Annotated in this window: 21 protein-coding genes; 10 read left to right on the forward strand and 11 right to left on the reverse strand. The window is 65.8% G+C overall.

Going from position 1 to position 24,653, the window contains the following annotated elements; all coding sequences use genetic code 11:
* Positions 1–228 precede the first annotated feature (228 nt).
* Positions 229–2,307, reverse strand: a complete 2,079-nt coding sequence (locus OG417_RS50845; RefSeq protein WP_329246012.1) for an ATP-binding protein — start codon at positions 2,305–2,307, stop codon at positions 229–231.
* A gap of 268 nt (positions 2,308–2,575) precedes the next feature.
* Positions 2,576–3,031 (reverse strand): GNAT family N-acetyltransferase, encoded by a 456-nt coding sequence (locus OG417_RS50850; protein WP_329246015.1) that lies wholly within the window; start codon positions 3,029–3,031, stop codon positions 2,576–2,578.
* Between the two features lie 568 nt (positions 3,032–3,599).
* On the opposite strand from OG417_RS50850, the gene OG417_RS50855 reads away from it, so the two are divergent.
* The gene (locus OG417_RS50855) at positions 3,600–4,541 is read left to right on the forward strand and encodes a nucleoside hydrolase (protein WP_329246018.1); all 942 of its coding nucleotides are present in this window, start codon (positions 3,600–3,602) and stop codon (positions 4,539–4,541) included.
* A gap of 89 nt (positions 4,542–4,630) precedes the next feature.
* Here the strand turns inward: OG417_RS50855 and OG417_RS50860 are convergent, their stop codons facing one another.
* Positions 4,631–4,930, reverse strand: a complete 300-nt coding sequence (locus OG417_RS50860) for a DUF1330 domain-containing protein (RefSeq protein WP_329246021.1) — start codon at positions 4,928–4,930, stop codon at positions 4,631–4,633.
* Positions 4,931–5,123: 193 nt separating this feature from the next.
* Here OG417_RS50860 and OG417_RS50865 point away from each other — a divergent pair, with 193 nt between their 5' ends.
* From OG417_RS50865 to OG417_RS50880, 4 genes are all read left to right on the forward strand, one after another.
* Positions 5,124–5,897 carry a PhzF family phenazine biosynthesis protein gene (locus OG417_RS50865; protein ID WP_329246024.1) on the forward strand — a complete coding sequence of 258 codons (774 nt, stop codon included), beginning with the start codon at positions 5,124–5,126 and terminating at the stop codon, positions 5,895–5,897.
* Positions 5,898–6,140: 243 nt separating this feature from the next.
* Positions 6,141–6,608 (forward strand): GNAT family N-acetyltransferase, encoded by a 468-nt coding sequence (locus OG417_RS50870; RefSeq protein ID WP_329246025.1) that lies wholly within the window; start codon positions 6,141–6,143, stop codon positions 6,606–6,608.
* 362 nt (positions 6,609–6,970) lie between these two features.
* A complete protein-coding gene (locus tag OG417_RS50875) occupies positions 6,971–7,489 on the forward strand; it encodes an alkylmercury lyase family protein (RefSeq protein WP_329246027.1) in 519 nt (172 codons plus the stop codon).
* A gap of 305 nt (positions 7,490–7,794) precedes the next feature.
* On the forward strand, positions 7,795–8,427 hold the full coding sequence (locus OG417_RS50880) for a LysE family transporter (RefSeq protein WP_329246030.1): 633 nt from the start codon (positions 7,795–7,797) through the stop codon (positions 8,425–8,427).
* 99 nt (positions 8,428–8,526) lie between these two features.
* Here OG417_RS50880 and OG417_RS50885 read toward each other — a convergent pair whose 3' ends face one another.
* Both OG417_RS50885 and OG417_RS50890 read right to left on the reverse strand, forming a co-directional pair.
* A complete protein-coding gene (locus OG417_RS50885) occupies positions 8,527–9,912 on the reverse strand; it encodes an MFS transporter (protein WP_329246033.1) in 1,386 nt (461 codons plus the stop codon).
* A 53-nt stretch (positions 9,913–9,965) separates the two neighbouring features.
* Positions 9,966–10,502 carry a helix-turn-helix domain-containing protein gene (locus OG417_RS50890; RefSeq protein WP_329246035.1) on the reverse strand — a complete coding sequence of 179 codons (537 nt, stop codon included), beginning with the start codon at positions 10,500–10,502 and terminating at the stop codon, positions 9,966–9,968.
* A gap of 185 nt (positions 10,503–10,687) precedes the next feature.
* Here OG417_RS50890 and OG417_RS50895 point away from each other — a divergent pair, with 185 nt between their 5' ends.
* The 5 genes from OG417_RS50895 (at position 10,688) to OG417_RS50915 (ending at position 13,879) form a co-directional block, all read left to right on the forward strand.
* Complete coding sequence (locus OG417_RS50895) at positions 10,688–11,143, forward strand: GNAT family N-acetyltransferase (RefSeq protein WP_329246038.1); 456 nt, start codon at positions 10,688–10,690, stop codon at positions 11,141–11,143.
* A gap of 72 nt (positions 11,144–11,215) precedes the next feature.
* Positions 11,216–11,611, forward strand: coding sequence for a hypothetical protein (locus tag OG417_RS50900; RefSeq protein WP_329246040.1), 396 nt, complete (start codon positions 11,216–11,218; stop codon positions 11,609–11,611).
* A 507-nt stretch (positions 11,612–12,118) separates the two neighbouring features.
* Complete coding sequence (locus OG417_RS50905; RefSeq protein ID WP_329246043.1) at positions 12,119–12,724, forward strand: HAD family hydrolase; 606 nt, start codon at positions 12,119–12,121, stop codon at positions 12,722–12,724.
* Between the two features lie 182 nt (positions 12,725–12,906).
* Positions 12,907–13,323 (forward strand): hypothetical protein, encoded by a 417-nt coding sequence (locus tag OG417_RS50910; protein ID WP_329246047.1) that lies wholly within the window; start codon positions 12,907–12,909, stop codon positions 13,321–13,323.
* A 13-nt stretch (positions 13,324–13,336) separates the two neighbouring features.
* Positions 13,337–13,879, forward strand: coding sequence for a DUF4232 domain-containing protein (locus tag OG417_RS50915; protein ID WP_329246048.1), 543 nt, complete (start codon positions 13,337–13,339; stop codon positions 13,877–13,879).
* A 624-nt stretch (positions 13,880–14,503) separates the two neighbouring features.
* Here OG417_RS50915 and OG417_RS50920 read toward each other — a convergent pair.
* The 6 genes from OG417_RS50920 to OG417_RS50945 form a co-directional block, all read right to left on the reverse strand.
* Positions 14,504–15,856 carry an MFS transporter gene (locus OG417_RS50920; protein ID WP_329246050.1) on the reverse strand — a complete coding sequence of 451 codons (1,353 nt, stop codon included), beginning with the start codon at positions 15,854–15,856 and terminating at the stop codon, positions 14,504–14,506.
* 974 nt (positions 15,857–16,830) lie between these two features.
* Positions 16,831–17,637, reverse strand: a complete 807-nt coding sequence (locus OG417_RS50925; RefSeq protein ID WP_329246053.1) for a S1 family peptidase — start codon at positions 17,635–17,637, stop codon at positions 16,831–16,833.
* 421 nt (positions 17,638–18,058) lie between these two features.
* Complete coding sequence (locus OG417_RS50930) at positions 18,059–19,261, reverse strand: cytochrome P450 (protein WP_329246056.1); 1,203 nt, start codon at positions 19,259–19,261, stop codon at positions 18,059–18,061.
* A 716-nt stretch (positions 19,262–19,977) separates the two neighbouring features.
* Positions 19,978–20,688, reverse strand: a complete 711-nt coding sequence (locus OG417_RS50935) for a L,D-transpeptidase family protein (RefSeq protein WP_329246059.1) — start codon at positions 20,686–20,688, stop codon at positions 19,978–19,980.
* Positions 20,689–20,924: 236 nt separating this feature from the next.
* On the reverse strand, positions 20,925–22,319 hold the full coding sequence (locus OG417_RS50940; RefSeq protein ID WP_329246062.1) for a hypothetical protein: 1,395 nt from the start codon (positions 22,317–22,319) through the stop codon (positions 20,925–20,927).
* A gap of 355 nt (positions 22,320–22,674) precedes the next feature.
* Complete coding sequence (locus tag OG417_RS50945; protein WP_329246065.1) at positions 22,675–23,319, reverse strand: hypothetical protein; 645 nt, start codon at positions 23,317–23,319, stop codon at positions 22,675–22,677.
* Positions 23,320–24,653: the final 1,334 nt, after the last annotated feature.

Below are 24,653 nucleotides of genomic sequence, written 5' to 3' on the forward strand. Positions count from 1 at the left end.
GCCTCGGTGCCGAGTGCGATCAGCGGGTGGGATTGCCGGTGCCGGAGTCGCCGATCAGGCAGAGCGGCTGGCCCTTATTGACCCATTCGCAGGTGGCCAGGTGTGGATGGTGGCCGGGTCGATGTTGGAGTTGGCGTCGAAGTCGAACGCGCGCAGCGACTTCTCCCGCGGGAAGGCCGCGGCCTTGATACGCCGGCGGAGGAAACCGAGTTGGCCCCGCGTGCCTGTTTAGTGTTGGTGTGGTGTTCTCGCCGTGGCTAGTGGCAGTGATAGGGAGATTCGGAGGCCACCTGTTGGTGGGGTTGTGAGGTTGATGTGGCCGTGCATTGAGGTGATGAGGACGTTGGCGATGTGGAGTCCGAGTCCTGATCCCGGTTTGTTTTTGGTGGTGGGGGATCGATAGTAGGGCTTGAGTACGAGGTGTTTTTCGGTGTCGGGAATGCCGGGTCCTTGGTCGGTGATTTCGATGATGCCGCAGTCGCCGTTTTTGCGTGTTGTGATGGTGATGGGGCCAGTGGCTGCGTATTTTTCTGCGTTGGTGAGGATGATGAGAAGGCATTGGCGTAGCCGGACGGGGTCGCCGCGTAGGTCGAAATGGGTGGGTGTGTGAATTCGGGTGCGCGATGCGATCGCCGGGAGGCTTTGCACGGTTTTGCGGAGCAGGTTTGGGGTGGCGATGGTTTTGTCGGTGGCTGTGGGTCGGGCGGTCGGGTTGCCTTCGATGACGTGGACGAGGTCGGTGATGACGTGTTGCATCATTTCGACGGCGTCAAGGATGGCTTCGCAGGAATCGGTACCGTCTTGGTCGGTGGTGGTCATGTTGAGGAGTTGGGCGTGGCCGCGGATGGTGGTGAGGGGGCCGTGGAGTTCGTGGTGGACCGAGACCAGGAGCAGGTGGCGCATGTAGTCGAGTTGGCGTTCGGCTGATTTGTCGACGAAGACGGCGGTGAGCAATCCGGCGGTGGTGGGGTCGGCTGAGCTGGAGCAGGAGATCTCCACCCACAGGGTGCGTCCGTCGCGGATGGTCAGCGTGGGTGTGCCGGAGGGGTTGTCGGTGAGGTCGATCACGGTGCCGTCCTCACTCTTCAGTGTGAACAATTCGGTGGTGCGGCATCCGATGGCCTCGCCGGGCGATATGCCGGTCATGTTGGCCATCGCGGTGTTCCAGACCACGATGTGGCCGGATGTGTCCAGGGCGAGGATCGCCACGTCGGAGTGGTCGATGGCGGCGCTGAGGCGTGCGCGTTCGTCTTGTAGTTCGTGGGTGGTCCAAAGGTTCATCCAGAACGCGCCCAGTGCGCGGGCCGTGCTGGTGATGACGATGGCCAGGACTCCGGTGATCATCCAGGACGCTAGGTAAGGGCCGTTGAGTCGTTTCCAGCCCATCAGCAGATACCCGGCGTCTTGCCCGTCCGGGGCCTGAAGCGGCACATGCACCCCGGCCCGCCAGCCCGCGGGAAGCGTTTTCTTGGTGACCATCTGTGGCCGCGTGCCAGAGGCGGGAGGGGTGAAGGGGTCCAGTTCGGTCGGGTACCGATCATGGTGGACGGTGCCCGTATCGGAGGCCTTGGCCCAGACGGTGCCTGAGGGAAGAGGTGTGTGCAACCACAGCACATCGGCGCCCATGGTCTGGCGCAGGTCACCCACGAACGCGGCGAGTTCGGCGGCCGTCGTCCGTCCCGCCGCCATCAAACGGGGCAACCTCGGGAGGCGTTCCGCGGTGGAACGCGCCCGCTCCCGCGTCAGCAGAACACGACGAGAGATCAGGTGATGGGCCACCGCGGGAACCACCGCCGGCACCGCCCAGGCCACCTGCCCGGTCCGCACTGCGGTCACCACCAGCAACGTGAAACCGGCAGCGCACCCCGCCCGCGCCAGCCCATCCGCAACCAACACCGCCCGCAGCGACCCGCTCATCACCGCCTCGACCACCATCATCCCGACCGCCAAAAGCCCCATCTGCAGGGCAGTAGGCGACTCGGTAGGAAACCCTCCAGAGGTCACCACCAACCCTGCCAACACCAGACCGGCCATCGTCTTGCCCGCATCCGGAACCGCCCGCCACCGCCGCCCACCCAACAACACCACCTCACCCACGAACACCATCACTCCACCCACAACCACCAGCGCCCAACACCCCAAAAGACAAAACCCCAAAGGTGCCACAAAAGCCACAACCGACGTCGGCACCGATGACGACCGCCACAACCACCACACAACCCGCGACAACAACAACTGAACAAAACTCATAAAACCCTCAAAGGATGAGAACGACGACTTGACGACTTCGCCCTGCGCCGCAGCCACGCCCACCGTGCTCGGCGAGGATCAGATCCGTAAACGCGTCGACGTCTCGCCCGACCGCGAGGCCGGCACCATCCAGGCGTGGGTACGCGACCGCCCCGGCGTCAAGGCCCGTATGCCGCGATGGTTCGAGCGCCTATGCCGAAGTGACCGGCCGCGCTTCCGCGCAATGTTGCGCAAGTCACTGACCGCCGATCTACAGCACGTGTTGCCCGCAGCGCGCCGGCGCCGTCCCACCTCACGGACTCTTACGGTGACCACGAGTGCCTCTTTAGAGGAGTCTTGTCATGTACACGCTGTTGGGGTCGGGTTGGTAGTCCGCGAAGGGTTCGCAGGGGTGGAAACCGAACTTCTCATACAGCTTCCTTGCGGGGAGGAAGAACTCGGCTGAGCCGGTCTCCAGGCTCAGCCGGGTGAAGCCCAGGCGTCGCGTCTCGGTGATGATGTGTTTCAGCAGCAGGGAGGCGATCCCGGTTCGTTTGCGCGCCGGTGCGGTGCGCATCGACTTCAACTCGGCGTGGGTCGCGTCCAGTTTCTTGATCGCGCCGCAGCCCACCACCACCTCGCCGTCCATCACCGACCAGAAGGTGACCTCAGGCGCGCGGAGCCCGTCGAGGTCGAGAGCGTGTTTGCTCTCCAGCGGCGTGATGGACCGCATCTGCTGGACATGCTCATTGAGGAAGCCGGCGATCTGCGGACCGGACAGATCGTCCACAACGATGTTCATCTCGCTCCTTCGCCGACGCCTGCGGTAGCCGGACACCAGCTAGCCCTGCGTCACCTTCCAGCCGTATGGCCTGCGAGGACATCCCACATAGCATGCACGCCCGCATCTGGGATATTGTCCCACATGTGGGAATGATAGAGGATTCGTCACACCGGAACCAGCTGATTCTCGACAGCTGCCGTCGGGGCCCCGACGTCAGCGAGGCCGGGCTCGGCACCGCGTGCCCCGCTACCGCCGCTACCATCCGATGTTCAATCTGCGCCGACGATGCCGACGACCACCGGTTCGTGGTCGACGCCGTATCTGGTCTTCCAGCCGGCGTGAAGGCTGCCACGCTCACCCGTTTCCCGGCTCCTCCAGCAGAGGGCCCGATCGGTGGAGCACATCACGCTCCATCTCCAGCTTGGCGCGTTCCATGTCTCCCCGTGAGGAGGATTGGTGGAGCTGCGATCAATGGAAGTGGGCAGGTCGAAGAGGGTGACCAATCCGCTGGCCGACTTGTCGAACGGCACGGCCGGGCGAGATATTGCGTTGCCGAGGGGTGGCTCATGAAGCTAAATAAGCTCTCGTGAAACCAACCATTCTGCTCGATTGCGACACCGGCATCGATGACGCGCTGACTCTGCTGTATCTGGCCTCTTTGGTGAAAGAAGGGCATGCCGAGCTGGCGGCTGTCGGCACGGTCCATGGCAACGTTCCTGCCGACATTGGGGCGTTCAACACGCTGCGGATCCTGGAGCTCGCAGGGCTTCCCGCCGTTCCTGTGGCCATCGGCGCCGCCGCACCCATGGCCGGACAGGCACGGTATGCCTACGGCTTCCACGGCGCGGATGGTCTCGGTGACACCAACCTGCCCGAGCCCTACGGCTCGCCGGTGGATATGTCGGCTCCGGATCAGATCATCCGGCTAGCACGATCGCGTCCCGGTGAGCTGACGCTCCTGGCGATCGGTCCGCTGACCAACCTCGCCATCGCGTTGCTACTCGAACCGTCACTGACCGGCCTGGTCCGCCAAGTCATCGTGATGGGGGGTGCACTCGAGCATCCGGGCAACGTCACCAGCCATGCCGAGGCGAACGTCTGGCACGATCCGGAGGCTGCCGAGCTGGTCTTCAACGCGCCCTGGCCACTCACGCTGGTGCCCCTTGATGCCACTCACCCCACCGCCATGGACGGCACATGGCTGGACCGGCTGGCCGCCGGTGATACCACCACCGCTCAGCTAGCCACCCGGATTCTAGCTTTCTACGTGAACGCCTACCGGCCGCTCCTGGACGCCCGCGGCGTCGTGATCCACGATGCCCTTGCCGCCATGCTGGCCATAGATCCCTCGCTTGCGGAGTACATCGAGCGCCCCGTACGCGTCGAGCTGCATGGAGAACACACCCGCGGGACGACCTTGTGGGACGGGCGGCGAGGCGCGGACCAGGGCCACCGGCCGCCTCTCAAGGTCGCGGTGCGCGCGGATGTTCGCGAGTACCAGGAACGCTTGCTAACCAGCCTCCTATGAACACTCTCCCCGATGGTCCTGTCGGCCGCTCCTGCCGTGGGGCGGCCGGCACCGCCCATAGGTCAGCGCGCGATGGTGGAGCGTCCGGTTCACGCCTCAGCCACACCTTCCACGATCACCCGGACGCTGAGGGTGTTACGCATCCTCAGCGAAGCGATCTCCCGGTAGGCCGCCGAATCGTTCCAGGCTCGGGCGGACGCGGTGTCGGGAAACTCCACGACCACCACCTGCGCGCCGCCCCAGTCTCCCTCCAGCACGGCGATCGGCTCGCTTCGGGCCAGATACCGTCCTCCGTACGGTTCCAGGGTCGGGCCGACACGCTGCCGATACTCGGCGAGTTCCTCGGCGTTCCCGGTCGGACGGACGGTAGCGATCAGGTAAGCGGTCATGGCCGCGGACAGTACCCCGAGAACAATCAAGGGCTCAACCGACCTCGAACGGCAGTGATGATCAGACAAGGCATACGAGCCGAACGGCGCGTAACAGCATCAAGCAGCACCGTTCGATACGCCCTCCTTCGGCTTGACCCACTGCGCATGTGCAACACCGACAGCAAGCGGACCTTCGTGGAAGGAGTCTGAGGTGACCGCGTGGTTCCTCGTTGATGCGTTCGCGGAGCAGCCCTTCACCGGTAACCCCGCAGCCGTCGTCATGCTCGGTGCTCCCACGGATAGGACGTGGATGCAGGCAACCGCGGCCGAGTTGCACCAGCCCACCAGCGCGTTCGTATGGCCGGAAGCGGGCGCTTGGGGGATCCGCTGGTTCACGCCGTCACGCGAGCTGCCGCTGTGCGGCCACGCCACCCTGGCCGCCGCCCACGTGCTGGACCAGGATGAGATCGTCTTCCGCCACAGGGACGGAACGCTGACCGCGCGCCGCCGCGACCAGCTCATCTGGCTGGGCTTTCCCGCCGTCCCTGTGACGCAGGGCCAGGCCCCCCGAGCCGCGCTCGACGCGCTCGGCCTCACCGCAGCCGCCGGATTCGCGAGCAACGACCACGAATATGTCCTCACGCTCGACACCGCGGCGCAGGTGGAGGCGGTGCGGCCGGACATCCCGCAGATCCTCCGCCTGCCCGTCGGCCGCCTGATCGTGACCGCGCCGGGCGGCGCGGACGCCGACTTCACCTCACGGGTATTCGTGCCCGCGCACGGCTTGGACGAGGATCACGTCACCGGATCGGCCCACGCCGTTCTCGGCCCGTTGTGGGCGACGCGGCTCGGCCGCGCCCGGTTGGAAGCGGTGCAGGCGTCGGCGCGGCGGGGCCGGCTCGCACTGCGGGTGGGAGATGACCAGGTTCATGTCGGCGGCCACGCTGTCACCGTCAGCCGGGGCGACCTGTTTCTCAACGGGTGAGATCCCGGTCACCGTCCTTCCCTGGCCGCGTCTCTCATCAGATCGACGTCCAGAAGCATGCGGTGCTCACCTGCCGGCGGATACCAGGCACATAACTTGCGAGGCACGAATCTTTCGGGACGGTCAAGACCTGGCGCCCGTCACTTACAACCGAGTGGCGGGTTGGCCCCGTCGCCTTCGGAGCCTTTGTCACTGCCACGCTAACCGGAGCATAAACCGCAATAATGCGAAAATGGAGACCTGATGGCCGGTCACACTTCCAGCGTAATCTTCCGTATTGCGACACGGCGGGACCTGCCCGCAATCATCGCGTTGCTGTCCAATGAGGAAGCTGTTGTGGATCCCCGGACCGTGGTGGTTGACGAGGCATACGATCAGGCGTTCGAGGCTGTGCACGCCGACGGACGTAACGAGATGGTGGTCTTGGATGAGGGCGACGGTACGGTCCTCGGCTATCTACAACTCACCTATATCCCCGGTCTGGGACGTCACGGCCAAGAGCGTGCACTGATAGAGGGAGTGAGGGTACGCGCTGACCGGCGCGGGGCCGGTCTCGGCCGCGAGCTGCTCACTTGGGCCATCGAACGGGCCCGTGCCCGTGGCTGCACACTGGTGCAGCTCACCAGCAACAAGCGGCGCCTCGAAGCCCATCGTTTCTACGACTCGCTGGGCTTCGTACGCAGCCACGACGGATTCAAACTGTCGCTATGACATCACGTCAATCCTATGAGCCCAAACGTGCCGCGGGGATTCTTGGGATATGAAGGCGAAGTATTGATCGAGAATTTGGTTGCCCTCTGGCAGGTCCGGTGGGAACGTCGCGGGCCTGGCCACCGCGCTCACGAGCTCGCCGGTGTCGCGCTCATGATAGGGAGAAACGCCGCATGAACTCGCCCAACGCGTGGGCCCTAAGGAACCTGGTCTACAAGACCTTGGCCGCTGAGGGACGCGCGCCATCTGTTGCGGAACTCGCCCGAAAGCGGGGCCTCACATCGGCACTCGTCCAGGAGATGCTCCGCACGCTCGCAGACGAGCACGCTCTCGTCCTGGCTCCTGACGGAGACGCTGTCCGGATGGCCCATCCGTTCTCCGCATGGCCGATGGCTTTCGTGGTGACGCCTTCTGACGGGCGGGACGACCGACGGTGGTGGGGCGGCTGCGCGTGGGACTCGTTCGGCATCAGCGCCGCACTCGGACTCGATGTCCGAATCGACACCGCATGTCCAAACTGTGGCGCACAACTGGCGCTGGCTATCGGACCGGCCACCCCTCCGCCCGCGACGCTCGCGGTGTGGTTCCCCAAGCCGGCGGACCAGTGGTGGGACGACGTTGTCGGCACTTGCACCATGATTCGAATGTTCTGCGACCGCAGCCATGTCGAGGAGTGGTCGAGGAGGGAAGGTCAGAGAGGGGGTCAGACGGTCGACGCCATTACGGTCTGGCGGCTCTCTGGGCCCTGGTACGGAGATCGCCTGCGACCGGATTACGCTGCGCATACGCGCGATCACAACCAGACTCTGCTTCAACAGTGCGGCCTCGTCGGCGACTTCTGGCGCCTTCCCCGAACCCGGCCGGCGCGAGAGCCTGGTTGATGCCCGGGAAACACATTACGTCAACAAAGACTGGCGGCTCGCGGGAAACCGGGGACGGTTCCTGAGGAAGCGTTGCGTCCGTGTGTCACGAGGTCTGGAGACCATCGTGGCCACCGGCGCATTACCCAGCGATCCGGGTCGCCGCACCCGTTGATCAACCGAGAAGGATTTGGTGTGAACCACACAAGACTCGCCCTCGTGCTCGCCACGACCGGTACCGCGGTCGCTGCCACGGCCGCGCCCATCCCCTCGGTGCGGGGCCAGCAGCAGTCCGGCCGACCATGGAGGCCGACGCTCTCACGAGCATGATCGCCGCCCTGGTCGCGGGCCTGGTCGCCGGCTATGGAATCGCCATCCCGGTGGGAGCCATCGCGACATACCTGGTGGCCCTCACAGCTCGCACCACCCTGCGAACCGGCGCCTGCGCCGCTCTCGGTGTCGCGACCGCCGACGGCCTGTACGCACTGATCGCCGCGCTGGCGGGCTCAGCGGTCAACCCGGTGATCCGACCGATCATCAAACCCCTCGGCTGGGCCTCGGCCCTGGTACTGATCGCACTCGCGATCCGGTCCGCGGTCCGGGCGATCCACCACTACCGCAAAACCCAGACCGCGCCCCAAACCGGCAAGACACCGATCAGTCCCATCCGAGCCTACGTAGCGCTGCTGGGACTGACCATGATGAACCCCATCACCGTGATCTACTTCTCTGCCCTCGTGCTCGGCAGCCAGAGCACGACCGCACCGAACCACCCGCAACAAGCCGCATTCGTCCTCGCCGCGTTCACCGCGTCCGCCAGCTGGCAACTGCTCCTGGCCGGCGGTGGAGCACTCCTCGGCCGCGCGTTGACCGGCGGCCGAGGGCGCCTGACCACAGCCGTGATCTCCAGCGCCGTAATCTGCGCCATCGCCCTTCACCTGCTCACCACAGCCCACTGAACGACACGATTTAGCTCGCATAGGCTGGTCAGCGCCTCAACGACGCGCTGACCAGCCTCGTACAAGCCATCGCAACACGAGAGCGAAGGATCTGGTCGGCTAACCCGTCCAGTCGCGGCTACGGGTCCGATGCGGCTGATAGGTCAGTTGGAAGGCCAGCCCGAGGCCGGTAAGGCATGCACAGGCTACGGCGGCGCGCCCAAAGGCAGAGCGGTGCCCTGCCAAGGTGTGCGGACCAGCATGCAAGTACAAACCCGCGACCGCCGCGGCACACGCCGCTGCAGCCAACCGTTGGACCATTTGCAGGATCCCTCCCGCTACCCCGGCCGTTCGGGCCGGGACATAGCTGAGGACCTGTGCTTGAAGCGGAGCGGTGAGCAGTCCTGCTGCAGCGCCGTAGATGAGTTCGACAGCAGCCAAAGAGAAAGGCAGAACACGAGGGGAGGCGTAATGGGTGGCGATGCCTGCTCCGGACAGGGCACAAACGGACAAGGTGATGCCCGTGGTGACCGCGCGGGGACCGAATCGGCCTGCTGCGCGTCCAGCCAAGCCTGAGGTGATCGCCATGGCCAGTGCCATGGGCAGCATCACGGTGGCGGCGAACAGGGCGGACAACCCCAACCCGTCCTGGACAAACATCGCGAGGGCGAGCGATGCCGCGGTCTGCGCGCCGAACTGCGTCGCCGCGACGGCGGCCCCCATCAGATACGGGATGTGACGCAGCAGGTCGGGATCGAGAAGCGGAGCTCCGCCAGCGCGGCTGGTATGGCGCTGCTGCGACCCGAACAGGACGATCAACACGCCCGCGATGGCGGCACACCAGGTAAGACTCAGCCCAGACATCGGTGTGAGGAGCGGCAGCAAGACCGCGAAAGTCAGGCCAGCAAACAGCAGTGTTCCCAGCACGTCGGCCTTGCCCTGGAGACCTCGCGTTGGGGCCGGGTGCAGGTGATACCCCGCCAGAATCAAGGCGCCTGTTCCGAAAGGCACGGACAGGCCAAGGACCAATCGCCAACCCAGATTCGGATGTGCGGCCGTGACCAACATTCCGCCGAGTCCGGGCCCCAGCACGGACCCGACGCCGGTCGCCGTCGTATACAGGCCTAGCGCACGGACGCGCGCCAGGCCGATGAAACTATCCTGGATGATGCCGATAACCTGGCCATTGACCAGGCCGGCCCCTGTCCCCTGCAACAGCCTGCAGGCGATCAAAAGCGAGACGCCACCGCTGGCCCCGGCCACAACGCCTGCGCAGACGAAGACGGCCATGCCCGTGAGGAACAAAGGTCTGCGGCCTCGAGTGTCACCCATTCGCCCGCCCGGCACCAGAGCCAACGCGAATGTCAACGAGTAGCCGGCCACGATCCACTCCACCTGGTGGGCATCAGCGCCCAGCGACCGGCGAAGGGACGGCAAGGCCACGTTGAGCGCCGAGTTGTCCAACAGGCTGGTGAAACCGGCCGCCGCGCACGAAGCCAGAACCATCCTGTCACGATGGCTGGGCGCGAAAGCCGAGCCGGGCATCCGGTTGGCAGCCCTCACGGCAACACGATCACCAACGCATAACGGGCCGGGTCAGGTCCCGGGCAGCGGAACCGCGAACGATCCCACAACCGGAAACGCAGACAGTCCCCTGCTCGGATTTCGTGCACGCTGCCGCCCGCGGTCACCTCCAACACACCCTCGAGCACCCAGATATGCTGCTCCAGGCCCGGCACAGGCGGATCGTCGTAGGAAATGTCCGCGCCGGGGCGCAAGACGCCCTCGACGACCTCGCCTCGCAATCCCGGGTGGGGTGGAGAGACCGACCGCCGCGTGAAGCCCGAATGCTCATCACTCCACACCGACTGCCGGCCGGCCTGAACCAGCTGTGGCGGCTCCGACTCCACTTCGGCCAGCAGCCGGGACATCGTCCGCTCGTACGCCGCACACAATTTGCCCAGCAACACCGCCGTCGGGCTGATCTCTGCCCGTTCTAGTCGCGACAACGTCGAGCGGCTCACGCCCGTACGGCGCGCCAGTTCCTCCAGTGACCAGCCACGTTCGACCCGCAACTCTGCGAGCCGGGTCGCCAAGCGGGTCTCCATGCGTTCGGGACTGTGGTTCCGGTGTGACGAATCCTCTATCATTCCCACATGTGGGACAATATCCCAGATGCGGGCGTGCATGCTATGTGGGATGTCCTCGCAGGCCATACGGCTGGAAGGTGACGCAGGGCTAGCTGGTGTCCGGCTACCGCAGGCGTCGGCGAAGGAGCGAGATGAACATCGTTGTGGACGATCTGTCCGGTCCGCAGATCGCCGGCTTCCTCAATGAGCATGTCCAGCAGATGCGGTCCATCACGCCGCTGGAGAGCAAACACGCTCTCGACCTCGACGGGCTCCGCGAGCCTGAGGTCACCTTCTGGTCGGTGATGGACGGCGAGGTGGTGGTGGGCTGCGGCGCGATCAAGAAACTGGACGCGACCCACGCCGAGTTGAAGTCGATGCGCACCGCACCGGCGCGCAAACGAACCGGGATCGCCTCCCTGCTGCTGAAACACATCATCACCGAGACGCGACGCCTGGGCTTCACCCGACTGAGCCTGGAAACCGGCTCAGCCGAGTTCTTCCTCCCCGCAAGGAAGCTGTATGAGAAGTTCGGTTTCCACCCCTGCGAACCCTTCGCGGACTACCAACCCGACCCCAACAGCGTGTACATGACAAGACTCCTCTAAAGAGATCACCCGGCCGCAGCACCCTATATCGGGCCCTGACGTACCACCGGTCACCAACGAGAGGTAACAAGTATGACCTATCCAAACCCGCCGACGAACGGCGCGCAGATGCCTGGGCCGTTCATCGGCGAGTACCACCCCGCTATCGAGCAATTCCGCCTGCGACACCGGCGCGTCATCGAAACACTCACCTACGCGCCGCCCCTCCCCCGAGAAGAACCACCGTGGAGTAACGACCATCGGCCAGATGCCCCTCAGGCGGCCACGAGGGAGATCATTACCGCCACGAGGGACTTCGTCTGCGCCACTGAACCGCTGATTACGTACCTGCCCGCCATTATCGCCGCGCTCAGCGACGCCGCCGACTGCCGTCGCGTCGCTTGTAAACAACAAGGCGCGGACAGCCGATGCGCCAGCCAGCCCCTCGCGACCACTTATGAGGCCGCCCTGCAGGCCATCATCGGGTGACAACCCTCGCACTCGACGGGCCGTTAAGAATAAAAAGGGCCCTGGCGTCCGCATTCTCTCCGCATACCGCCCCCCTGGCCAACCGATCATGTCAGCGGGCGGATGGTGGGCCGCTGCTGTGGCCGGAGCTTTACGGGCGGCGGCACATGCGTGGAATCGGCGCACTGACGGCCACCGGCCTTTACCCCCGCCTGCCACAGCCGATGCAATATCAGATCCAGCAAAGGTCTGCGCCGGGCGCTCTCCAGCCGGAATCGGACCCCGCTCAGGACCAAGAGAGTTATCCGGCGCCGCTGGAGTGAGCGTACGACTACGGACGCCTGTGCGGGCCGGGCGGACGGACGGCCATATCCGGGATATCCTCCCATATATGAGAAGCACGCAGGCGCTGCTCACCGGACCCCGACTCTCCGACACAGGGACACTGCGCCGGCATCCTCCATCCGGACACCACCGACGCCGACCTCACCGAGGCGAAATCCGTACCGCGGCGAAGGAGATCACCGCATGAGGCACCATCACCTAGTTGTCGATCTCGGCGGCGTTCTGTTCGCCTTCGACCATGCCCATCGCCTTCAACAGCTGGCCGCCGTGCTTTCGCTTCCCCTCGCTCAGGTGGACAAGCTGCTGTGGAAGTCCGGATTCAGCGCGGACTGCGACTCGGGCAGATACACGAACGCGGCCCAGGTCCGAGACCGCATCCGTGGCGCCACGGGCTTCACAGGCAGCAACGAGCAGCTCGACATCGCCTGGTGTAGTGCCTTCCGCCCCGATCACCGCGTCCGGGAGACACTGGTGCGTCACCGGGGATCACGATCGCTCACGCTGTTCACCAATAACGGTCCGCTGGAGGAGGAGGTGCTGCTCCGTCTGTACCCCGAAATGTTCAACGGTTTCGGGCAACTGCTGTTCAGCTATCGTCTCGGGCGCCGTAAGCCTGACCCGGGAGCCTTCGTCGTTGTTTCGAAACGGCTGGGTGCGGAACCCGGTGAAATCCTCTTCATCGATGACAGCCCTACCAACATCGATACGGCACGTAGCTTGGGCTGGACAGCCATCCAGTTTCGAGGGCCAGAAACCATTGAGTGTGCTCCGCAGCTTCCGATCCGGTAGAAGGACCGCGCGGACTATGCGCCGCTGCACCCTCGATGACCACTCATTTCCTTACATTCATGGTTCCTTCCCTGTTGATTGGTTGCCGCAACGGCCGACCCCCGGACGGTCTTCTTCGTTGGTGACAACCACTTCGGGGAGTGGACCCGCTCACTTCTCCTCCCCTTTCTTCAGGAGGAAGGATGCGCCTCATCAGGCGATGCATCACCGCCGCGCTCGCCATCGGCGTGATCGGCACGACCACCGCCGCGTTCGCCGAGAGCTCCTCGGCGGCCCCTTCGACGACGCCGCGTGCGGCGGCTTCCGAGGGGCAGGAGATCGGCTCGGCCGCCTTGGGCACGGACCTCAAGGTCAGTCTCCGCGCGTACAAGACCGGCGACACCGACGCGCTGGTCGACGTCGACGCCTACCGGTACTCCGAAGGCGCGTGGCAGCCCGTCTGGCACGAGCGGGTTCCTGGCAATTGGTTCTGGTATCCGCTGACCGGTAAGGGTGGCGTCTGCTCTCTGGCCGTGACGAACGAGGGCGCGATCACCGTAAGCCTGCTCATCACGCCCTCGATCGGCTGCTCCGACCCGCTGCATTTCACGGTGGACTGACAGGAGAACGATGATGTCACCGAAAACCCGGGCGCTCGTCGTGGCCGGGGCGCTCGCGAGCGCGGCGCTCACCGCGACCGGCTCCGCCGCCGCCACAAGGGGCACTGCGCCGCAGGCCGCCACCGATGTTCCCGCCTGTGAGACGTCGCACACGCAGGTGAACCTGCACGAATCGGGTTTCGCCGCTGCGGGGAACACCGGCCTCGTACTCACGCTGACCAACGCCTCCGACCACACCTGCCGGGTCGACGGCTACCCGGGGCTGGTCATGGAGGACTCCCAGCACCGCGCCCTGCCTACGAATGTCACCGAGGGGTCGACTTACATCACCCCGGATCCGGGGACGACCGACATCGACCTGGCACCAGGCGAGCGGGCCAGCGCGTTCGTCGGATGGAGCACTCCTGAGGGCACGAGCGACGTCACGCCGTCGTACCTGCGGGTCTCCCTTCCTGGCGGCACCGGATATCTGCGGGCGCCGTTCCAGCCGGCCAACGTGACCAACGGGAACCTCGGGGTCACCGCGCTCGCGCGGCACACTCCCGTGCCGTACTGACCGAGTAGGTGGTGCGCGAGACCTCTTCAGCGAGCGACATATCCGGGATGCCCTCCCAGACACGTCTCGCAAGAGCCTGACTGTTTTACGCGAGAACATTTTGAAGAAAAGATCGGCGGCTCGTGCAATCCGTAGAGCCGCCTGATGATCTCGATCTGAGAACGGATCCCCTCGTTCTGACTGCCCCTTCCCGTGCGCCAACGCCGGTAAGAAGCGCTCACGGGAAGGGGCCTGTCACCCGACCATCGTTCATCTGCCGCACGCGACTGATCGCCACGTACCCGTAGCTTCTTGTCCGGTGATCTCCGGATCGCTCACGCGCAGGGCCCGTCCCGGGTCCGTAGGATGCTCACCACGCTTGAGCCTCCGTCGAACCATGGTGATTTGTGTCTGAAACGCGGGGTTCGCCCCCGAGCTCGGCGTACGTGAGCGCGCCAACGCGAACTTTCACGCTATACCCTCGCTCGACTACAGTCCCGACCTCGCCGTCGCGATCAACACCACGTACACAACTGACCGAGCATGCACGCGGCCTCCCACAGCGGCAGCCTTCACTGGCGCGCCGAGCCCGGACCCCCACCGTGCCGGGTGCCGGCTCGACCAGCCGTTGGCCCAGGTTGCGGTTCAGCGGTCGGGCCCGACTGCCGCGACGATCGCCCCCGGACCGCTGGCCGTTGTGGTCGTACGAACCCGGCGCCAGGCCATCGCCAGCGGCGTTCCGGTGACCAACCCTGCGGCGCCCGTGATCCCGATCGTCGTCGCGGCGCCGATGTGGTCCGCGAGAACGCCGCCGAGCAAGAGCCCGATGCCCTGGATGGCGGTGATCGCCGGGGCAGCCAGGCCGAAGGCCTGACCACGCTGATGTTCGGGCACGGCGCGGACGAACTCCGCCTGTGCGATCACCTGGTAGGCGGCTCCGACACCGGTGAGGGTCCACAGGGCCGCAGAGACGGTCATGCCCGGCTGCAAAGCACAGGCGGTCAGCGGCAGCCCGGCGAACGCCGCGAGCGGGCCCAGGCTTCTGACCTGGGCGTCACGACGCAGCATCCGGCCGATCAGGAACATGCCGATCACGTTTCCGGCCGGGATGGCACCGAGCAGCACGCCGATCAGGCGCCTCGGCATATGGATCTGGGCCGCGTACGGCACGGCGAGTCCTTCGGGGATCACGAAGAACCCGGCCAACAACGCGAGAGCGAGAATGGTACGCAGCCGCGGCGAGCCGACGATCAGCCGGAACCCCTCGGCGACGCCGGCTCGCAGACGCGCCGGGGCTCCGTCGGCCACGGCCGGGCGCCTCCGTACACCGGCCCACATGATCACGGCGCAGCAGGCGAACGTCGCCGCATTGACCGCCAGCGCCAGGTGCGGGCCGATCACGGTCACGATGACGGCGCCGATTCCGAACCCTGTTAGAAGGGTCACTTGATAGGTGAGCCCGGTGGTCGCCGCTCCGAGCGCATAGAGGTCTCCGGGTAGTACGTCCCTGAGCAGCGCGGCGCGCGCCGACCGCTCTGGAGGATCCAGGAGCTGCATCCCGAAGACCAGCACGCACAATGCGGCGAAGGGTATCGAAGGCAACGCCATCGCGGCACCCAGGACGGCGCGGATCAGATTGCACGTGATTATCAGGTCGCGCCGCGGGTAACGGTCGGCCAAGCCGCCCAGTAGCGGCCCACCTACCAGGGCCGGAAGCATCGTCAGCGCATACGTCAAGGTGGTGAGAAAAGGAGAACCGCTGTGATCGAAGACCAGCAGCGCCAGCGCCACCCTCGCCAGCTGGTCCCCGGTGCTGGAGACCAGGCCAGCGCCCCACATCGCCCGATATTCGCCCACACAGAACAGTGCGGCGAATGTCGTCGGCCGGTCTGTCGGCACGGTGAGCCCCTCCCCCGCCGCCCCGTCGAAACGTGCGACCAGCCGCCGTTTCGGTGCGTGCCAGTCGATCTTCGAAACCAATGGCGGCGAGCCGGTCATCAGCGGCTTACTCGGACGTTTGTGTTCGTGAAGCCGGCACCTTGGGGCGTTCGCGGTTGCGCGGACGTGCGCGACGTCCGCGCAACCGCCTCACAAGGGCGGTGACCTTCTCACGTGGTCACCCTCACGTCAGCCCCAACCGCTGTCGCGCATCGTCGCCTCCAATCTCGACAAGGAGCACAGAGCGAACCCTGCGCTACGGCGAACCGACCCCATGGGGTACTAGTAGTACCTTATATTCCTTTGCTCGTACCCTGCAATAGCGCGCATTGAGGTTGCCACGGCCTTGTGAACCCTGATCGCTTACGACGCTGGGTTTCGGAAGTAATTCACAGGTGTCGATATCGCGACCGCCATATCGGACCATCCCTAACAGCGGAAGCGGAGAGTCTTTTAGGAGCACGGCGCTCAGGTCCGGAGATTTCTGAAGTGAAATCCTCGTGCAGCGGGCGACCGGACCGAGGTTGGTCATGGCCAGCCGCGTCTTTGGGCCCCAGCAGCAACTCGCTAAAGCACCGACCTGGGCTCGGCAACCTGTGTTGGTCCTGTCGGGGCCCGCCCCGGGCTTGCGACCATGAAAGCCCGGGACGGGCGGGAGTGCGGCGGCCATGAGGGCGGGCCGACCACACAGACGTACAGTGCTGTGCCGCTCTGAAATGGCAACCGACCGCTGCCAGAGATTAGGCACCCTTCTGTACGACCGCGAGGGTCGGACATGCTCTCGGCCGGCCGCAAGCGTGCCGACCAGCCACGAGCCGATCGCGCACGGCAATTCGACCCCGCAAACCCACCGGCTGCCGAGACGAGGGCGGCTTCGTAACGAGGACCAGGACATCACGCCCGGCCGGCTTGATGTGTTTCGTACAGCCAGGCGGACGCCGTATTGCGAGATCGAGGGCCGGGGGCACGTCGTTGATCACAACGACCTCGACGTCGAAATGCCTGCCGCGCCGACCCCGGCCTGGTGACCGTCTCTAGGAGACGACGCTGTTAATCCAGCCGACGTTGGGCCCGACGCCCGTATAGATGTCCGGGCCGCCTCCGCAGACATCGCTCACGCCGCGACTGTCCACGCCTTCGAGCCGCCAGTGGCCGCTGACGCGCATCAAGAGTGGCGAGCCGGAGTCACCTCCGCAGGGCCCGCGGACGCCGTCGGGGTTGTCGGCGCAGGCGTCGCCCGGCCGGATTCCCCAGGCGTCGCTTCCGTTCTCGTCGACATGGCACTTCTGGGTGCTCGCCGGAAGCACCGTGGTGTCGAGTTGTTGCAGCTGCGTGGGCAACTGGCTGGGATCACTGTCGTCGTTGGACGTGTAACCCCAGCCGATCTCCCGGACGCCGACCCCCGGGTTGGGAAGCACGACGTCCATGGGAATGGTCTTCGCCACGGACTGCGCGGTTGTGAGGTGGAGGAGCGCGATATCCCCGCCGAGTTCCCTATCCGGGTAGTTGATGTGGCCGGGGGCCACGACGATCTTGTCGGTGTACGAGACGGTGCCTCCCGCGGTCCGGTCGTTGGAGCCGATCCGGACATGCAGGAGGGCGGGATCCAACGGCACGGACGTGCTGGAGTCCGAGCCGCTCGTTTGGACACAGTGCGCGGCGGTGACCACCCAATCCTTCCGTATCAGAGCGCCACCGCAACGATGGGAGTCCGGGTCTCCGTTGTGGGAGTACTGAATCGAGACCATGAACGGGTAGGTCTGGTCCGCCGGCCCCCCACCGACGATCTTGGGCGAGGGGTCGCCGGCGGCCCCTGCGGCCTGAACGGTGCCCGTGGTCATCAAGGCACCGGCGACAACCGCCGCCGTCGCCGTGACGCGCGCGAACGTCCGTCGCCGACCGGTCGATGGGGTGCTCGAATTCGCTGCCATTATTGCCGACTCCTAGTCGAACGCTTTCGCCGGGGAGATTTAGCGATAGTAGGGACTTGCGAGAGGCGTCGTTCTTGAACTATTCGATTGCGGTCGGCCGTCGCCGCTGAACTGGAGCTCGATTTCGGCTTCCCACAGGTACTCCTTTCGACGCAAGAGAAGTTCTTCGGTCTGCGCTATTGCTCGTGGCTGTTCCGGACGGGCTGCCGTGCGTATGGCCGACAGGTGGAACTGTCCGGCCACCGGATGGCGCCGCAATCGATCAGGTTGAGTGATGTGGGAGCAGTCTTGTGGGGACAGCTGATCGCCCCTCCGTCCGGCCGGTGGCGGCCTACGGCCTGTCCCAGGTGATCGGCAACCGGGCGGGGCCACGTGTGGCCGTTCCGGTCTTCCAGACGATGTCCTGTTCGGTGCCGGCGAACCGCAGACCCGGCAGCCGCTGCAGCAGCGCGCCGAGGGCGACCTGAAGCTCCATCCGGGCCAGCTGGGCGCCGAGGCAGCGGTGGGGGCCGTACCCGAAAGCGATCTGGGAGACCTCGTGACGGTGGAGGTCGAGCGTGTCGGCGTTGCTGTAGACGGATTCGTCCCGATTCGCCGCCTCAAGCGAGACCAGCACGGGATCTCCAGCCGGTACGGTTCCGCCGCTCAGTTCGACGTCTTCGAGCGCGTAGCGTGCACGGCTGGAGCTGCCGAGTGGCACGTAGCGCATGAGCTCCTCCACCGCCTGCGGGATCAGGCCGGGATCGGCGCGGAGGGCCGCGAGCTGTTCGGGGTGGGTCAGCAGCGTGTAGACGAAGTTGGGGATCTGGGAGGCCGTGGTCTCGTGACCGGCGACCAGGATCGCCTGAGCCATCGCCAGCAGTTCCTCCTCCGACAGCCGGTCCTGTTCGTCGCGCGCCGTGACGAGGGCGCCGATCAGGTCGTCTCGCGGCGTCTCCCGGTGTTCGGCGATCAGACCCGCCATGTACTCCCTCATCCGGCCCACGTACTCGGTCACCTGGTCCGGCGTGAACCTGGTGGTGGACAGGAACGCGTCGGACCACAGGCGGAAGTCAACCCGATCCTCGACGGGAACCCCGAGCAGCTCGCAGATGACGGTGATCGGCAGTGGCAGCGCGAAGTCCTCGACCAGCTCGGCCGGCGGCCCCTGGGCCATCATCCGGTCGATGAGCTGGTCGGCGATCTGCTGGGCACGGGGCCGCAGCCCCTCGACACGCCGGGCGGTGAACGCCTTGGCCACCAGCCTCCGCAGCCGGCTGTGCTCCGGCGGGTCATGGCGAAGAAGACCGCCGGACACTCCCCGCTGGGGCCGCACACGGGGCTCGTCACGATCGACGGCGGCGGCCCGGCTGAACCGCGGGTCACCGAGGACGACCTTGGCGTCCTCATAGCGGGTGACCAACCAGGCGGCCTCGCCGTACGGCAGGCGGACCCGGCACAGGGGCTGTTCCCTACGCAGCCAGGCGAACATCGGCGAGATGTCGAGGCGGTCAGGCGTGCCGAACACGTCGGACCAAGGCTTCGCCGTCGTCATTATCCGCTCCTCTGAGACAAGTCGGGTTCACTCAGGACGGCCCCCGGCCAGGCCGGGGCGGAGAGGGAGCCGGTGCGGGGGGACGACGCGTGGCCTGGCGACGCCATGGCGGTCGCGCTTCACAGACAGCCTCCTTGTGTCTCCGAGCCCATGCTGGAGAATCGAAGCCACCGCGCGAAGGATGACCGGGCTTACCCCACCGCCTTTTAGGGTACTGTTAGTACCCTAGCGTCAGCGGACCGCCGCAGCAAGACGCTGGCACTCTTCCACTAGAAGGCACTGTCTGATTCTTATGGTGAATTCCGGCGCGCTAGTCCGCCGACCTGAGCGTCACCCGCGCCGCCCCGGATACAGAAGCGGCGCATATTCCCTGCATCTCCCGCAGGTCGATATCAAGGGACTGTACAAACTCCGCAACCCCGTCACCGTTAATTGTCTCAACACCGATGGTCGCCGAGAGCCCGGGCGCTTCCTCTCCAACCACGAGGCACACGAGCGCATCCCGTGAGGCCACCGCAGCCCGCTAAGCCGAATGTGAGTACCGGTCCGCCCGCAAGGAACCAACATTTCACAGCCATCGCCCGGAGCAGTCACGGACGCATCCTTACGCGTCACCGCCGCTCCCGTTGCCTCCCCCGGAGAGCAAACACCGCTCGAAGTCCTAAGCCTTGGCGACGCCTGCCCTGATTACTGGCTGACACGCCGGCGACGTCACATCATCCACGGACGTAGACACGCGTGCCGATCGGCAGCAGTGCCGCCACTAGATTCGAGGTATGCATCGGCACCCGCACGCAGCCGTGAGAAGCAGGATGCAGCGGCACCTCAGGCTCGCCGTGAATAGCGTAGCCTCCGAGGAAGTAGTTGGCCTTGTACAGTACGCCGAGCGGTGCGGTCTCCCAGCCCGGAGCCTTCCGGTAGACCGAGAAGCTGCCGCGGGGCGTGTGCGCGACACTCCAATAACCTTGGGAGAAGTAGCGCTTTTCGGAGCCGGTAGAAACATGACTGATCAGCACAATACGACCGCTCCGATAAACGTAAAGCAACTGATGCTTGATGTCGACCTCCGCCCGGTTCTTGGCCCCCTTTGGCACGAGGGGTGCAGGCGTCCGTGGATTGGCGAGCGCAGCCTGGGTTTTGCTACCGGCTCTCGACGCCGGAGTGATGCGGTTGGCCTTCTGAAACGCCCACACGGCCATACTGGTATTGTTACCCCATATCCCATCGATCGCCCCAGGATCGTAGTGCAGCGCCGCCAGACGTTCCTGCAATTTTTTCACCGCCGATCCGTGGTCGCCGAACGTCAGCGCCAGGGGGGCGTTTCTCTGAAAAGATGCCCTGGCGGCGGGCGATGCCAGGGCTGGAGCGGCCAGCGTCGACACCAGGATAGGCGCCGACACCGCCGCGAAGGCGACGACCTTACGCAAGCTAACCTGCATGTTCTCCCCTAATACAGCATGCGATGAAGGCGACCTTTCTCTATACACAGTCCAGGAACACGACGCTTCGTCAACAGCCGGCTCTGTGTATGGTTCGGACGCCAGTGCGGGTGCTCGTAATAGCCGTAGTCCAGGACAGCGAAAACGCTGTTGGTCCTTCAGCCCTGACGGCCGGTGACACCTTGCGCGCGGCTCGGATGCTTCGCGCAGAGCTCCGGGCGCGGTCATGTCGCTGGACCCCGCCGGCGGGTCCGCGTCAGCGCCAACGCCGCTGCCAGGCAGGCGACCGGTACCACCGGCAGCACGTATCGATGGTCGAAGTCGAGAACCGCGACCGGCAGAACCAGCAGGCCGACCGCGGTCCCCCACGGCAGCAGGGTGCTGCGGCGCAGTCCGAGAGCACCCGCGAGGAGGATCGCCGCGAGGAACGGGCCGTGCAGGTAGGCGGGATATTGATAGCCGCGCAGGAATCCGGCGTACGGCTCGACCGAGTGGTAAGGACCGGTGGCACTCGGGTCGTACGCGACCAGGGTCTGCCGTGTCCACGGAGGGAGCCCTGATGGGGACCAGGAGCCCTTCTTGAAGCCATAGGCCGGTGTCACCCGCAGGGGGTGACGAGCCGGGGTCCAGTGGAAGGCCAGCGAGACGTCGCCGGCGACATCCCCGAGGTAGGCCAATGGCTGGGCCGCGATCGCGTGCAGCGCGAAGGACCGGGCGAGGTCGTTGTTGCGGATGGCGCCGCCGGGCATGCGGTTGAGTGAGGCACCCGGTGCCCAGACGTACTCCGATGCCGCGTCCACGTGTGTCCCGTTGGGGCACAGCGGGGCTTCGGCCGCCGGGGGTTTGATCTTGTCACAGTCGGCGAACGTCATGGTCCGCGCCCACAGCGAGACCCCGTCGACCTGGGAGAGGGCGAACGTGCCGTTCTCGGCCCTGAACCAGGCCGCATACAGGGCGAGGGGCAGCAGGCCGGCGATGGCCGCCACGGCGAACCGGCGCCGGCCGACGCGTGCGACCGCCAGGTAGCCGAGCACGAGCAGCAGCAGCAGCGGCGTACCGACGCTGCGCGTGAGTGCCGCCAGTGCGAGCAAGAGGCATGCCCCTCCGGCGGCGCGGGCCGACGGCCGGCCGGATCGCCACATCAACGTGACGACGGCGGACACCACGAGGAAGATGAACCAGGTGTCGGAGAGCACGGCGTTCTCCAGTTGCAGCATCTGTGCGTCGAACAGCACAGGCACCGTCGCGAGCACCGCACCCCAGGCGGGTACGGACCTGCGCCGCAGCAGCGCGTAGATCATGACGCCGATCGCCAGTCCCAGGATGTGCTGGACCGTCAGCACGACAAGGATGCTGTGGAACGGGCGCAGTAACCACAGCAGGAGCGGGTAACCGGTGTTGCGGAACCCCTGCGCCGGGCGCGGGTGCAGCGCGATGTCGAGGTAGGAGTAGGAATCGTCGTAGTAGATGCTCCCCGGCCGGTAGCCGAGCATCGTGACGATTCGCAGGCAAGCCGCGATGGTGAGCACGGCGCCGAACAGGATGTGCCTGCCCGCTTTCGGGCGCGTGGCCGCGGATGACTCTGGCGAGGTGACTTGCTGGACCGTGGACAGATACACGCGACCCCCGGGGCGCTGTCGGCGTAATGAAGGTTGGACGGCCCGGTCCCGCGCGCGGCGATCTCGCGCGCCGAAGATCAGGCGGTCAATCAGTACTTGTCCGGAAGTACCAGTTCGGTTTCACGGTTCTTCGTTCGGAATGCCGAATTCCGCCCCGCAACACCCGCCTACAGGCCCGCTCAAGCAACCCGACCATGAGATGGGTTAACGCTCTGACCTGCGCTCGCGTATGAGTGATGGCGATCACCGGGTACGAGGTAAGGTTCCCCGGCTCTGATTGCGCTCCCGCCCTCCCAAGTGATGGGCCCCACGCCTTCGGACTGGTGCGGGGCCCTCGGCCGAGACGGCGGGCAACTTAATCGGCCATGTCGGGCTGGGGGTGCCCGTAGGCGATCGACCGGCCGTAAGTCGCGGCGTGGGTGACTGCGGTGGCCCACTCGACGAGCAGCTCCGACACCGCGGCGGGGCTCGCGGCCTGCAGCGCTTTCTGAGCCGCGCGCACGGGCCGGTCCAGGTTGTCGTAGCCGGTGTCGAGTGCGCCGATCTCGGGCAGGTCAGGCCGGCATTGCGGCCGCGAGGCCGAACCAGTGGCCTGGCCCTCCTCGCCGACCGAGTGGTCGGGGCAACTCCGCGGCGTCACCGCCTCCAGCTCCCGACCGGTAATGGTCTGGCCGGCCAGCACCGCACGGCAGGCAACCAACGCGGCGCGGGCGTACCAGCACGCGACGAGCCCGACCTGCCTTTCTGCCCGCCTGACAGCCTCGGCCAAGTCCTCGTGCCGACGATGCCACAACACATGGCTCGGAGAGTTCCGCGCTCCCTCAGCTGCATGGGTGGATCCCACAGGTGCATAGCCACCGAGCATGTGGGCGCGAGCGGCCAGCCGGGCGGTGTCTCGTTCGATCAGCGCGACGCGCGCGGCTTGGTCGAGTTCCTCCAGGTAGGCGTGGACGGTGTCGGTCAGCATGGTCGCGGGCGCTGGGCCGGTGGTGGGTGTCATGATCTATCATCCATTGGGCTTCGGCGGGGAGTGGCGGGCCGGGTCGACAAGGTGCCCGTCCGGCCGGGCCGGCGCGGCGGCGGTGAAGACGACCGGCCACTACATGTCGACCTGCGCGGTGCACGATTCGCGACAGTCCTGACCAGGAGGAGACCAGCCGCGGTTTGATGACGGCGAGCAGCACCGACTTCGCGGCGGCCGGGACGGCCACGGCCTGCGAGTCCCCGCATCCACCGGGTCGTGGGCCGCGAGCGCCAGGCCCCCCGTAGCCAGGCCGATCATCGTGGCGTTCTTGCCGCCCGTGACGCCCGCGCCTGGCGACTCGGCCCGCATGGCGGCCAGTTCGCCCGTGACCTGCGGCTCGGTCATCGCGTCCCCCACGTTTTCCACACAGTTCGATTTCCACACAGTTACTGTCCGGACCGGCACAGGACCGGCTAGAGGTGCGTAAGATCGGCGCGGCAGCGCTCGCTTGGCGGTCCGCTTGCGAAGTCACACGAACCACGCAGGCCACGTCGTGCGCGACGAGTCCCCATCGGCGGGCAGCCGTCACATCTGGGGCGCCGTAGGCGGTTGGGCGGGTGTAGGCCGACCGCCGCCCGATAGCGGCCGGACGGTTCATCATCCTGGCGCGTTCGACCAAGTCGTCGTCGGCGTGAGGATTGCGTATGATCTTTTGCCCGGTTCATCTCCCGTAGGCGATGGCGAAAAAGGTGACGAAGCGGCCCTCATCGCACCTGCATGAAACTACCCAACTCGTCGTTTATGTGCGAGTTGGTCCATGTTTCCATCGCACTCACCTCTGACGGCGACAGGTGTTAACCTTCTGGAGCCTTAGCGGATTAATCAGGGAATTGCACTGTTGGCACTCGTGAGTTACAGTCCCATCCCTCTCTCGCCTGAACTCCATTAGTTGCCCACAGCATCGGGCACCCTCTCCCCCAAAAGCGTTCTTTCCATCGCCAAGGCCCATTGCTCTTCCGCTTCTTTGGGACCGAATAGCATCTACACAACGTAGAGTTCGCTTCCCAACACGTCCGGCAAGCCCGACCGAGAAGATTCTCACATTGTGAGAACCAGGGCGATCAGTAGGGTGGCTAAGAGGTCGCGCAGATTGGTGACTGTCACTGGCGGCGTTAGGGATGGGTGTCCCGGCGGCGTGTGCCCAAGCGCGGCGGACCAAGCTACGGATTGTGATGGTCCGCACCGACGAGGTCGAAGAAGGCTTGGACGACGGTCGCGCACACAGCTGGCCCACCGGGCCGCCCGCCGCAGCCGGCAACTGCCACAGCGCCATGATCTGCCCGTCGGTCGTCATGTCGTCCCACGAGGAA

Source organism: Actinoallomurus sp. NBC_01490 (genome assembly GCF_036227085.1).
GTDB lineage: Bacteria > Actinomycetota > Actinomycetes > Streptosporangiales > Streptosporangiaceae > Actinoallomurus > Actinoallomurus oryzae.